The organism is Corynebacterium matruchotii, from assembly GCF_011612265.2.
Lineage (GTDB): Bacteria > Actinomycetota > Actinomycetes > Mycobacteriales > Mycobacteriaceae > Corynebacterium > Corynebacterium matruchotii.
On record NZ_CP050134.2, the window covers coordinates 618,266 to 631,652 of the forward strand.

The window sequence follows — 13,387 nt, forward strand, 5'->3', positions numbered from 1 at the left end:
CGCCCGCGGCCGCTTGTCGACGCCCAACCGGTGCGCATCGCTATGCTGGGATGATGTGAATAGGAAAGAATTAATCCAATTCCTGCATGAATATCCCAGCATTGTTGCGGTGACGGACCACCCGAAGCACGACAACCTCACGGTGGAATTTGCCGATGGTACTGTAACCAAGTTCAACCCCAATATGCTGGGGGGACCGGATGACATCGACATTCTCCTCATCAAACGAATATTGCACGCAATGGACATTGCGATAGCGAACCAGGAACTCCCCGGCAAAGTATTATTACCCGAGGCCCAGCCGCTGGTGCGCAGCGCCGACTATTTCCTTGAATGCGGCCCAACCACTCCGGTCGCGGTGGCCTGGCTCACCGACTTTATCGGCATGGGGCTTGGGGCTCTCCGCGACGATACCTTGCGGATCATCGACGAAACCCAGCTGCCAGAGAACCACGATGAATTCGACGACCTGCAGCTACGCAGCCGGGCCCTGGAAAACCTTCATGTGGCCTCCGAATATCTTGCCGTGGCCGAATTCGGGTTAGGGCCCAACATTGTGGGAGTCACTAGGCCAATGGACAACGAATCCGCCTGGTTCGCGGACGTCCAAGAGATGGAAATGGCCATGCGGCAGCTCTCGGAAGACACCAATTCCATGTGGGTGGCAATCCCTGCTCACGCCAGCCGATTCTTGCTGGTTAATGGCATGGCCTCGCCGGCGGAATGGCATGCGGTGCTCGACCTGTTAGAAGAAACAATGCAATTCGACAACAGTATTTACCCCGTGCCGCACATCATTGTTGACGGCCAGTGGGAGGAACGGCCCCCACCACCGGACACGGATTGGGGGCAACGATTCCGGCGGCTGCAACTCTACGCCCGGCAGCACATCTACCACTTCCTCGACCCCAGGCTGTTTGAAGACGACACCATTGCGGAAATCGGCCAATACTCCATCTATGCCATCAACGATGAGCTGTTTTCCCTCACTGTGGTGCCGGAACACGTGCCCTGCACGAGCGTGCCTCTCACCGACCTGATCTTCTTCGATCGGGGCGATACCGATGCGGGGGCGCTGGTGCGGCGGGAGGAACTGGTCGAAAACTTCCCCCACCTGATTCAGCCCCACGAGGAAGTGCGCCCGCCGCGGTTCCGGGTGTTGCAGCCCACGCCGGCGGAATTCGCGCAACTACCCCGGTGGGAATAGCCGGGTGCCGGTGGGCAACGGGGGCGGCCGTGAGCGTCGCAAAGCTATGCTTGACTGGTATGAAACGGGAAGAATTCATCGAATACCTGCGTGCCTACCCCGGTGTGACGTCAGTGTCCAAAATCCAAAGCGACGACGCGCCCGAATGGTCCACGCTGGAACTGCTTTTCGACGACGGGACGAAAGTCAACCTCAACCCCGACGTGCTGAGCACCTCCGACACGGACGACATTGACATTGGAGCCACCGAAAAAATCCTCCAGGCCCTGGACGCGGAACGCCGCAGCGCGCAGGACGGACAAGCATCCGTGCCGGTTCTTCCCCTGGTCCGCAGCCTGGCGTTCGCCATCCAATATCGGGAAATGTCATCCGGCGCGTTCACCTGGCTGACGGATTTCATCGGCTACGGCATAGCGCTCGAAGACGCCGAACTGCTCAACCCCAACGCCAACAACAACCCGGCCGGCTACGATGCCCTCCAGCTACAAAGCCAGGCGTTTGACAACCTGCACAAAACCATGACCGAGGACTATTTCTCCCTCGTGGAATTCGGGCTGGGCCCCAATGTGGTGGCCATGCCCGCCCCCGAGGGCAACGAGTCGGCCTGGTTCGCCGACATTCCCGTCATGGAATACCTCATCGACTACCTTTCCGAGCAGAGCGGCACCCCCTGGGTGGTGATTCCGGCCACCCGCAACCAACTGTTCTTCGTCAACACTGCCGCCACCGCGGAAGAATGGGGCGCCCTGCTCGATGCGTTAGAACCTACGATCGAATACCACAATGGCATTTACCCGCTCCCGCACAGCATTATCGACGGCCAGTGGGTAGAACAACCCATCGACACGGAAACGGAGTGGGGGCGGCGGCTCCACACGCTGCAATTGCAGGCCCGCACCATAAGCTACAACGCCCAGGCGGAAGTGCTATCGGCTACCGAAAATAACATTGCCAGCTACAAAGCACTCTCCATTACCACCGTGGATGGCGCCGAACACGATATGTCATTTGCCCTCGTCCCGGAGGCCTGGATCACCACCAGCGTGCCCCAGGCCGACCTGCTGTTTTTCGAATCCGGTAACTCGGGCACCATGGTGCCCTGGCAAGGTGTTGTCGACCGGTTACCGCACCTTATTGAGCAACAACCCGACGTCCATCCACCCCGCTATACTGTGAAACGCCCCACATTTCAAGAGATGGAGCTATTGCAATTGCTCGGCCTGTAGCGAGAAATTGTTTACCCCACGGCCAGCATTGCGCTGGGGAATCTTATTGGTGTAATGCGATGACTAGATAACAGCCATACGATCAAAGGTTCGAATTTTATTGGGGTGGGGTTTGCGGGTTGGGGCGGCATAGGATACCACAGTGTGCGCTCATCTGCGATTACTCTCTGAAGTATGGACAGAGAACGGCTCATTCGGATTCTTCGGGACTACCCGGGAATCACCCACGTGTCCACAAAGTCCGGCGCCCTGGCCCTGAAATTCGCGGACGGAACCACCGTGGACATGAACCCGAACCTGGCCAAGCCGATCACCCCGGGCGAAACCGAGGCCGAATGCGTGGATCGGGTGCTGCGTTCCATCGCCATCATGCAGCGCACTCCGGGGATGGGAAACACCGGCGGGCTGTCCCTGTCGCACACGATTCCCCTGGTGCGGGGCGCCGACTATTTCATGAGCTTCGGCCCGGCCGCCCCCATCGCCCTCAGTTGGATCACCGACTTCGTGGGGTTCGGCCTGGCCATCGACCAGCCCGGCATGCGGTGTGTCATCAATGAGCCATTATTGCCCGCGGACCACGACAAATTCGACGCACTCCAGTTGCAAAGCCAGGCCATTGACAACCTGCACGCCCTGGTTCCGACCATCGTCACCGAGCAGACCGGGCTGGGCCCGGGAGTGCTGGTGGTCTCCCAGCCGACGGGGAGCGAAACCGCATGGTTCGCCGACGTCCGGGCCATGGGCCGGCTGCTGTCAGACCTGGAAAACCCCGCCCCAACAGCGCCGACAATGCCGGAGGCGGAGGCCGGCACGTGGGTGGTCATCCCTGCCAGTCGGCACCGGCTCTACCTGGTGAACACCGCGGTGTCCAACGAGATCTGGGGCAAACTGGTGCGGGAGCTGGAGTTCACCCTATCCGACCACGAGGCCGTTTATCCGGTGCCGCACACCATTGTGTCCGACCGGTGGGTGGAATGGCGGCCGGAGCCCACAACGAACTGGCGGCAACAACTGGGCATGGTGCGGTTTGCCGCCCAACAGCGGATCTACCAAACCCAGGCGCAACTCCTCCAGGAAGAATCCGGTCGCAGCGGGTACGACAGCAGCGACCACACCATCGCCCCCTACAGTATTTACCTGGTGCAGGACCAGCCCCGGTCGCTCGCATTCGTGCCCGCGGCAACGCCGGCCACCAGCATTCCCATCACCGACCTGGTGGTATTCGAATGCGACGGGGTGGTGGCGCTCGTGTCCCGGAAGAAAGCTACCCGGGAATTCCCGGACTTCATGATCCCCCAACCAGGCCTCCACCCACCCCGACTCCTTGTGAGCCCACCCACACCCACCCAGTTTGCGCGACTGAAATCACTCGGTATGTGAGCGGGCGTGACCTGCGGATTAGGTAAAAACGTAAAAGCATGGCATGATCTTTCCTGTTGTTTCAACAAACGGGACGTGGCGCAGCTTGGGAGCGCATCTGCTTTGGGTGCAGAGGGTCGCAGGTTCAAATCCTGTCGTCCCGACGGAAACCCCCGGGGAGCATGGAAAATTTTATGCACCTCGGGGGTTTAAACCAGTATAAGCCCGATTATCTCTAGGAGAATTGCTCGTGAAAAGTTCCGTCGAAAAGCTGAACGATACCCGAGTCAAGATGACCGTGGAGGTTCCGTTCGAGGAACTCACTAACGAAATTGACCAGGCGTATAAAACCATCGCAGCTTCGGTAAACATTCCCGGTTTCCGCAAGGGCAAAGCACCCCGCAAGCTTATCGACGCCAGGTTCGGCCGGGGTCCGGTCCTAGAGCAGGTCGTAAACGACGCACTGCCCTCCCGGTACGAGGCCGCCATAGCGGAAAACCAGCTTGTGCCCCTAGGCCAGCCCAAACTCGACCTCACCAAGATCGAAGACGGTGACGTCATCGAATTCACCGCCGAAGTCGATGTGCGCCCCGACATCACCCTGCCCGACTTCACTGAAGTGTCCGTGCAGGTGCCCGCCCTGGGCGACGAAGAAGAAGCCGTGAACAAAGAACTCGACCGGCTGCGGGAACGGTTCGCCGAGCTGACGGACGTAGATGAGCCGGTCGCCGAAGACAACTTCGTCACCATCGACATCAAAGCCGTCGACGCCGAAGGTAACCCGGTCGACGACCTCGCCGCCGACGCTCTGTCCTATCAGGTGGGTTCCAAAGACCTCATGGACGGCCTCGACGATGCCATCATCGGCAAAAACAAGGGTGACGAAGTCACCTTCACGGAAAACGACAACACCATCACCGTCACCATCAACGCCGTGAAGCACCGCACCCTGCCCGAAGTCGACGAAGACTTCGTGCAGCTGGCCTCCGAATTCGACACCGTCGACGAACTCCGCGCCGACCTGCGGGAACAAGCCGTCGCTTATCTGAAGAACGAACAAGCCGGCGCTATCCGGGACGCCGTGCTGGACAAGGTGCTGGCCGACACCCCCTTCGAAGTGCCCGCCGGTATGGTCGACGAACAAGCCCACGCCGCTCTGCACCAAATCTTCGGCGAACTCGCCCACGACGAAGACTTCATGAACCGCGTCCTAGAGGCCCAAAACTCCTCCATGGAACAGTTCATGGCCGAATCCAAGCAGCACGCCGAAAAGGACCTGCGCGTCCAAATCTTCCTCGACGTGCTGGCGGAGCAGGAAAAGCCCGAGGTTTCCCAGCAGGAACTCACCGAGCACATCGTCTTCACCGCCCGCTCCTACAACATGTCGCCGGAAGAATTCATGTCCCAGGTGACCAAGGGCAACCAGCTCGGCGCACTCTTCGCCAACATCACCCGGGGCAAAGCCCTGGCCGCCGCCCTGTGCCGGGTGAACGTCACCGACGAAACCGGTGCCACCATCGACCCGAAGGAATACTTCGCACCCGAGGCCGCCGAAGAAGCTGAAGCTGCCGAATCCACCGAGGATGCGACGGACAACGCCTAAGGCGCGCGTCGACAAGCAACCCTACTAAGCCCAGCGACCACCATATCGCTGGGCTTTTTCGACGCACCCACGCCGCCACGACGCTGATAGCGAACAATAGGGTTTTTCCCGCGACGCCATTGTATGGTGGACACCTAGAAACCCACACAAAACTGTAAGGAGTATTAGTCCATGTCCACACCCGGTTTCAACCTCAGCGACTCCGTTTACGAACGATTGCTCCGCGATCGCATTATCTTCCTCGGAACCCAAGTCGACGACGAAATCGCCAATAAACTGTGCGCCCAAATCCTCCTCCTGTCCGCCGAAGACCCCACCCGCGACATTTCGCTCTACATTAATTCCCCCGGCGGCTCCGTCACCGCAGGCATGGCCATTTACGACACCATGACCTATTCGCCCTGTGACATTGCCACCTACGCCATGGGCCTGGCGGCCTCCATGGGCCAATTCCTCCTCACCGGCGGCACCAAAGGCAAACGCTACGCCCTGCCGCACGCCCGCATCATGATGCACCAACCCTCCGCAGGCGTGGGCGGTACCGCAGCCGACATTGCCATCCAGGCCGAACAATTCGCCCAAACCAAACGGGAAATGGCGGAACTCATCGCGGAACACTCCGGTCAAACCTTCGAACAAATCACCAAAGACTCCGACCGGGACCGGTGGTTCACCGCCCAACAAGCCCTCGAATACGGCCTCGTCGACCACGTTATTACCGCAGCCCAAGGCCCCATCGCCAACTAATAGAGGAACATTAACTACCATGACCAACGGAATGTCCAACGAAATGCATTTACCCACCGCCCGCTACGTGCTCCCCTCCTTTATCGAGCAATCCGCTTACGGCACCAAAGAAACCAACCCCTACGCCAAACTCTTCGAAGAACGCATCATCTTCCTCGGGACCCAAGTCGACGACACCTCCGCCAACGACATCATGGCTCAACTCCTCGTCCTCGAAGGCCTCGACCCCGACCGGGACATCACCATGTACATTAATTCCCCCGGCGGTTCCTTCACCTCACTCATGGCCATCTACGACACCATGCAATATGTTCGCCCCGACGTGCGCACCGTATGCCTAGGTCAGGCCGCCTCCGCAGCCGCCGTCCTCCTGGCCGCAGGGGCCCCCGGCAAACGCGCCGCCCTGCCGAACGCCCGCGTGCTCATCCACCAGCCCGCCACCGAAGGTGCCCGAGGTCAAGTGTCCGACCTGGAAATTCAGGCCGCCGAAATCCAACGCATGCGCACCCTTATGGAGGAGACCCTCGCCCGGCACACCGGACGCAGTGCCGAACAAATTAGCGAAGACACAGACCGGGATAAAATCCTCACTGCCCAAGAAGCATTGGAATATGGAATAATCGACCAAGTTTTTGATTATCGAAAACTCAACGCATAATCCAAATACATTAAACACTCGCCACATCACCTCATCCGCCTAAAAACCGCGGGTGAGGTGATAGTGTTGGGAGGGTAATTCAACGCAGCTCGCAGCGGCTAACTGATCAACGACTAACGACCAACGATTCACCATAGGCGCCAACAACCAAGAGCTTAAAAGAACAGAAAGAGGCTTTGACCTTTCATGGCACGTGCTCACGAAACCACTGATCTACTTACATGTTCATTCTGCGGGAAAAGTCAGAAGCAAGTGAAGAAGCTCATCGCCGGCGGCGGTGTGTTCATCTGCGACGAATGCATTGAACTGTGCAATGAAATCATCGAAGAAGAACTCGCTAAATCCTCCAAACCCCAAGAAGACCAAACCACCGGGCTGCCCCGCCCCTCGGAAATTGCGGCCTTCCTAGATAAATACGTTGTCGGGCAAGACGAAGCCAAGCGCATCCTCGCCGTGGCAGTTTACAACCACTACAAGCGGGTCCGCGCCGAAGACGCCCGCACCCTAGGTGGGCGGAAATACCGCGACGACGACACCGAACTGCAAAAATCCAACATTCTCATGCTTGGCCCCACCGGTTCCGGGAAAACCTACCTCGCCCAAACACTTGCCCGACTTCTCGACGTTCCCTTCGCTATTGCCGACGCCACCAGCCTCACCGAGGCCGGCTACGTTGGCGAAGACGTAGAAAACATCCTCCTTAAACTGCTGCAGGCCGCCGACTTTGATGTGCAGCGCGCTCAACGGGGCATCATCTATGTCGACGAGGTGGACAAAATCTCCCGCAAGTCTGATAATCCCTCCATCACCCGGGACGTGTCCGGGGAAGGTGTGCAGCAGGCCCTGCTGAAAATCCTGGAAGGCACCGTTGCTTCCATCCCACCGCAGGGTGGTCGGAAACACCCCAACCAGGACTTTATCCAACTCGACACCTCAAACATTCTTTTCATCGTTGCCGGGGCATTCGCCGGCTTGGAGAAAGTAATCGAGGCGCGCCGGGGCAAGAAAGCACTGGGTTTTGGCGCGGAAATACCCTCGAAGGCCGATCAGAATGACATGGAGATCTTCAAGTACGTGTCCCCGGAGGATTTGGTGAAGTTCGGGATGATCCCCGAATTCATCGGTAGGCTGCCGATCGTGGCAACTGTTGGAAACCTGGACCAGAAATCCCTGGTGAAAGTCCTCACCGAGCCGAAGAACTCCCTGGTGAAGCAGTATCAGCGTCTGTTCGACATGGACCGGGTCGAGTTATTATTCGAAGACGATGCGTTGGAAGTGATCGCGGACAAGGCCCTAGATCGCGGCACCGGGGCGCGCGGCCTGCGGGCCATCATGGAAGAGATATTGCTTCCGATCATGTTCGAAGTGCCGGACCGAAAAAACGTGGAGCAAGTCATCATTACCGCGGCGGCGGCGCAGGGAACAGAAGAGCCAATTATTATCGAACATGCTGGCGAACAGTCGGCTTGAGGGGAGTTGTAATTATCGGGGGTAATTCCCCCCGTGATTGTGACACCGGAACACCGATAGGTTGGCGTCGATAAGCGGTCGGAAACCGGGCGGATAATTCGAAAATCGTCATCCCCTTGAGCGCCAAAACGCTTGAGGGGATGAGCTGGTTAGAGGAATAAATTGGGGGAGATATCGTAGGCGGAATCTGCGGATACTTCCTCTAATTCCCCGGTTTCAATCATGGACACGTACGAAATCTGGTCGCGGGAACGAATATGCGATGTCAAAAACGCCAACACCGTATCCACCGCTAAATGCGCCATACCCGTGGTATTTGCGTCATCCATCATGTCAATGTTGTACAGATTAATGGTGGTATTGCGCACGCTTACCCGGAACATGGCAATGGAGGCAATGAGGGTGAAAATGTCCTGGGCGGAAATACCCGGCCGGAATGCCCCCATATCTTGCCCCTGCATGAGCAGCTTATCGAGTTGTAATGTGATGCTTGACTGGTCGGCAAGCGGCTGCCCCTCCAGCAAACTGGCGTGGTTCATGAGGTTTTCCACCAGCAGCAACCGCACCGCCTCGGGGTGGTTGGCGTACCGGTAGTACACGGCCTCAACGATCTTTTGCACCCCATCGACGGGAACCTCGGAATCTAATTCCATCTCGGTAATGGTGGGGCGTAATTGCTTAATGGCCAGCACCAGACACCGCTGGTACAGTCCCTTTTTGTCGCCGAAATGATAGTGAATCATCCGCTTTGACATGCCAGATTCCTTAGCGATTGCCTCCAGCCTGGTGTCATTAAAGCCTAATTCGGCGAATTTTTTTAGCGCTACCTCAAGCACCGTTTCTGGCGTTGATTCAATGGTATTGCTCATCTTTGTGCTCGTATGAACCTCCATTCCTAACACATGGGGGTGGCTGTCTGTCATGATGAAATCTCCTCAGAAATGGTAGATCTTTGGAAAAGGCGTGAAAAAGATGCGCGATTTCTTATGCACCCCTTATTGCCAAAGATAGTCTAATCTTTGTAGCTGGTCTGCTCCCGGCCTAGTAATCACGCAATTCGCACCCACATTTCAACCCGAATGGGGGTAATTTTGGCCCCGGTTGTGGGAATCTTAGGGATTTTCGACTATTGAAATGTGGTTTTGCCGGTTGTAGACATCGCTCAGGTGGTTAAACATTTGTTCTAAGCGTGACCCAGTATAGCTTCGAAGTATGGCAAGAACCACAAAACGGGGGCAACGTGAACCGTCATGCGGGATGTGACAAACGTGGCACACAGTAACCCACCATTGGGCACATAATTTCGATAGGCTAAGAGGTGTTACGAAAACGCTTGGTACCAGGTTGCGTGCTACTCCTGGTAACTAGCGTTTAATTGTGAACCTGTTAAGTTTCCAAGGAGATTTCATGACCCAGACCGTCAAGAAGATTGCCGTGACCGGCGCAGCTGGCCAGATCGCCTACTCCCTGCTGTGGCGCATTGCCAACGGCGATGTGTATGGCAAAGATACCCCCATTGAGCTGCAACTGCTGGAAATCCCGGTGGCGCTCGGCGGCGCCGAGGGTGTGGCCATGGAGCTGAATGACTCGGCATTCCCACTGCTCAAAAACATTGTGGTCACCGACAAACTGGAGGAAGCCTTCGACGGCACCAATGCCGCATTCCTGGTGGGTGCCATGCCGCGCGGCAAGGGCCAAGAGCGCTCCGACCTGCTCGCCGCCAACGGCAAAATCTTCGGACCCCAGGGCAAGGCCATTAATGACCATGCCGCCGACGACATTCGGGTGCTGGTCGTGGGCAACCCGGCCAATACCAATGCCCTGATCGCCATGCACGCCGCCAAGGATGTGCCCAACGATCGGTTCAACGCCATGATGCGGCTCGACCACAACCGGGCCCTGTCCCAGCTGGGGGAGAAGCTGGGCCGCGACAAGAACGACATCAATGACCTGGTGGTGTGGGGCAACCACTCCGCCACCCAATTCCCGGACCTCACCTACGCCACCATCGGCTCCGATTCCGTCATGGACCTCATCGACCACCACTGGTATGTGGATGAGTTCATTCCGCGGGTGGCCAAGCGCGGTGCGGAAATCATTGAGGTGCGCGGCAAGTCCTCCGCAGCCTCCGCCGCATCGTCCGCCGTCGACCACATGCACGACTGGATCAACGGCACCGAGCGCTGGTCCACCGCCGCAATCCCGTCCGATGGCTCCTATGGTGTGCCGGAAGGCCTGCTGTTTGGCTTCCCGACCGTCGCCCGCGGTGGTGAATGGCAGATCGTTGACGGGCTAGAGCTCAACGACTTCCAGAAGAAGCGCATCGCCGCCAACGCGGCAGAGTTGGCGGACGAAAAAGCCGCCGTCGCTGATTTGCTCTAACCTTGTTAGGCTTTACGACGTCGGCCGGGCGTCGTAAAGCAAGAACTATAATCTGCGCGGACCAGTGCCTTAAGATGTAGACCATGGCTGAAAATAACCGCGCAGACAAACTACCCAAATCGTGGGATCCCGCAACCGTCGAAAGTGCCCTCTACCAGGAATGGGTAGACCGAGGCTACTTTACCGCCGACGTGAATTCCCTCAAACCGGCGTTTAGTATTGTCTTGCCGCCGCCCAACGTTACCGGCCAATTACACATGGGGCACGCCCTTGACCACACCCTCATGGATGCCATAGCCCGCCGCAAACGCATGCAAGGCTACGAGGTGCTATGGCTTCCCGGCATGGACCACGCCGGCATCGCCACCCAATCCAAGGTAGAAGCCCGGCTGAAAGAAACCGAAGGAAAAACCCGCTGGGACTACAGCCGGGAAGAATTCATCGCCAAGGTATGGGAATGGAAGCGCGAATTCGGCGGCACCATCGGCGAGCAAATGCGCGCCATCGGCGACTCCGTTGACTGGTCCCGGGAACGCTTCACCCTCGACGAAGGCCTATCCCGGGCCGTTCAAACCATTTTTAAGCAACTCTACGACCGGGGGCTTATCTATCGGGCGCACCGCCTCATTAACTGGTCGCCGGTGCTCGAAACCGCCGTCTCCGACATCGAGGTGGTGTACAAAGACGTCGACGGGGAACTAGTTTCCATCCGCTATGGCTCGTTAGACGACGACCAACCCCATGTCGTGGTCGCCACCACTCGGGTGGAAACCATGCTTGGCGACGTGGCCGTGGCCGTCCACCCCGACGACGAGCGGTACCGGGACCTGGTGGGCACCCGCCTGCCCCACCCCTTCATCCCCGACCGCAGCATGATCGTGGTCGCCGACGACTATGTGGATCCCGAATTCGGCACCGGCGCCGTGAAAATCACCCCGGCCCACGACCCCAACGACTATGCCCTGGGCCTGCGCCACAACCTGGACATGCCCACCATCATGGATGCCACCGGGCACATCGCCGGCACCGGTACCATGTTCGATGGCATGGACCGGTTCGAAGCCCGGGTAAAAATCCGGGAAGAACTCGCCAAACAGGGCCGCATCGTCGCCGAAAAACGCCCCTACCAGCACTCCGTCGGGCACTCCGAACGCTCCGGGGAACCCATCGAACCCCGGCTCTCGCTGCAATGGTTCGTCAAAGTCGACGAACTGGCACGCATGGCCGGCGACGCCATCCGGGAAGGCGACACCACAATACATCCCACATCGGCCGAACCCCGCTACTTCGACTGGGTCGACGACATGCACGACTGGACCATTTCCCGGCAACTCTGGTGGGGTCACCGCATCCCCATCTGGTATGGGCCCGATGGGGAAGTGGTGTGCCTTGGCCCCGACGACGAGGTTCCCGAGGGCTACACCCAAGACCCGGACGTGCTCGACACCTGGTTCTCCTCCGCCCTCTGGCCGTTCTCCACCATGGGCTGGCCCGAGAAAACCCCCGAACTGGAGAAGTTCTACCCAACATCCGTGCTGGTCACCGCCTACGACATCCTGTTCTTCTGGGTGGCCCGCATGATGATGTTTGGTACCTTCGCCGGCCTCACCACCCCCGAAATCCTCGGGTCCGGCCGGGACGGGCGGCCCCAAATCCCATTCACCGACCTATTCCTCCACGGCCTGGTGCGCGACGAACACGGCCGGAAGATGAGCAAGTCGCTGGGCAACGGCATCGACCCCATGGACTGGGTGGCCGAATACGGTGCTGACGCGCTCCGCTTCACCCTCGCCCGCGGCTCCAACCCGGGCGTGGACCTGCCGCTCGGCGCCGACGCCGCCCAAAGCTCCCGGAACTTCGCCACCAAACTCTTCAACGCCACCCGGTTTGCCCTCATGAACGGCGCCCACGTTGCCGGCATCCCAGACGCCGCCGACCTCACCGACGCCGACAAGTGGATCCTCGGCCGACTGGAACAAGTGCGCGCCGCCGTCGACGACTACCTGGACCGCTACCAGTTCGCCAAGGCCAACGAGGCCCTGTACCAGTTCACCTGGAATGAATTCTGCGACTGGTACCTGGAAATAGCCAAAGTCCAGCCGGGGGAGGTCACCCAGCGGGTCTTGGGCTATGTGCTCGATACTCTCCTGCGGCTCCTGCACCCCACCATGCCGTTCGTCACCGAAACTCTGTGGCGGGCCCTCACCGACCAGGAATCCCTCAACCTGGCCACCTGGCCCACCCCCTCCGGCATCGCCCTGGACGATACTGCCGCCCGGCGCGTCGCCGACGTGGAAAAGCTGGTTACCGAGATCCGGCGGTTCCGGTCCGATCAGGGGGTGAAGCCCTCCCAGAAGGTGCCGGCCCAATTGGATTTCGCCGCCGTGGACCTGGACGGTCAGGAGCATGTGGTGCGGTCCCTCGCCCGGGTCACCGCGCCCGAGGCGGGTTTCGCCACGACTGCCGCCATTGAGGTGCGGCTTTCGGTGGGCACCGTGGTGGTGGCGTTGGACACGTCGGGTACCGTTGATAAGGCTGCGGAGCGGAAACGGTTGGAGAAAGATTTGGCCGCGCAGCAGAAAGAACTGGATTCCACCAGCAAGAAGCTGGCCAATGATGCGTTTCTTGCCAAGGCCCCGGCCGCGGTAGTTGCGAAGATCACGGAGCGGCAGCGGATTGCCACGGAAGAGGTGGCCCGCATTAGTGCCCGGCTGCGAGAGCTTGAGGGGTAGACC

10 protein-coding genes and 1 tRNA gene are annotated in these 13,387 nt (G+C 58.9%); 10 read left to right on the top strand and 1 reads right to left on the bottom strand.

All coding sequences use genetic code 11. The features are described from left to right. The first annotated feature begins 55 nt into the window (after positions 1–55). From HBA49_RS02755 to clpX, 8 genes are all read left to right on the top strand, one after another. Positions 56–1,207 (top strand): hypothetical protein, encoded by a 1,152-nt coding sequence (locus tag HBA49_RS02755; RefSeq protein WP_040431953.1) that lies wholly within the window; start codon positions 56–58, stop codon positions 1,205–1,207. Positions 1,208–1,266: 59 nt separating this feature from the next. After that, positions 1,267–2,433 carry a hypothetical protein gene (locus HBA49_RS02760; RefSeq protein WP_040431951.1) on the top strand — a complete coding sequence of 389 codons (1,167 nt, stop codon included), beginning with the start codon at positions 1,267–1,269 and terminating at the stop codon, positions 2,431–2,433. Between the two features lie 174 nt (positions 2,434–2,607). After that, the gene (locus tag HBA49_RS02765; RefSeq protein ID WP_005525526.1) at positions 2,608–3,813 is read left to right on the top strand and encodes a hypothetical protein; all 1,206 of its coding nucleotides are present in this window, start codon (positions 2,608–2,610) and stop codon (positions 3,811–3,813) included. Positions 3,814–3,882: 69 nt separating this feature from the next. After that, positions 3,883–3,956 (top strand) — tRNA-Pro (locus HBA49_RS02770). Between the two features lie 86 nt (positions 3,957–4,042). Next, on the top strand, positions 4,043–5,395 hold the full coding sequence (gene tig / locus HBA49_RS02775; protein WP_005525647.1) for a trigger factor: 1,353 nt from the start codon (positions 4,043–4,045) through the stop codon (positions 5,393–5,395). 171 nt (positions 5,396–5,566) lie between these two features. Further along, the gene (locus HBA49_RS02780; RefSeq protein WP_005526065.1) at positions 5,567–6,142 is read left to right on the top strand and encodes an ATP-dependent Clp protease proteolytic subunit; all 576 of its coding nucleotides are present in this window, start codon (positions 5,567–5,569) and stop codon (positions 6,140–6,142) included. A 31-nt stretch (positions 6,143–6,173) separates the two neighbouring features. Next, the gene (locus tag HBA49_RS02785; RefSeq protein WP_034995626.1) at positions 6,174–6,800 is read left to right on the top strand and encodes an ATP-dependent Clp protease proteolytic subunit; all 627 of its coding nucleotides are present in this window, start codon (positions 6,174–6,176) and stop codon (positions 6,798–6,800) included. A gap of 186 nt (positions 6,801–6,986) precedes the next feature. After that, entirely contained in the window at positions 6,987–8,270 is a 1,284-nt protein-coding gene (clpX, locus tag HBA49_RS02790; RefSeq protein WP_005521459.1) for an ATP-dependent Clp protease ATP-binding subunit ClpX, read from the top strand. Positions 8,271–8,419: 149 nt separating this feature from the next. On the opposite strand, the gene HBA49_RS02795 is transcribed toward clpX, so the two are convergent. Beyond that, on the bottom strand, positions 8,420–9,163 hold the full coding sequence (locus HBA49_RS02795; RefSeq protein ID WP_005521460.1) for a TetR/AcrR family transcriptional regulator: 744 nt from the start codon (positions 9,161–9,163) through the stop codon (positions 8,420–8,422). Between the two features lie 514 nt (positions 9,164–9,677). On the opposite strand from HBA49_RS02795, the gene HBA49_RS02800 reads away from it, so the two are divergent. Both HBA49_RS02800 and HBA49_RS02805 read left to right on the top strand, forming a co-directional pair. Further along, the gene (locus HBA49_RS02800; protein WP_005526283.1) at positions 9,678–10,652 is read left to right on the top strand and encodes a malate dehydrogenase; all 975 of its coding nucleotides are present in this window, start codon (positions 9,678–9,680) and stop codon (positions 10,650–10,652) included. Positions 10,653–10,735: 83 nt separating this feature from the next. Further along, the gene (locus HBA49_RS02805) at positions 10,736–13,384 is read left to right on the top strand and encodes a valine--tRNA ligase (RefSeq protein ID WP_005525807.1); all 2,649 of its coding nucleotides are present in this window, start codon (positions 10,736–10,738) and stop codon (positions 13,382–13,384) included. Positions 13,385–13,387 lie beyond the last annotated feature (3 nt).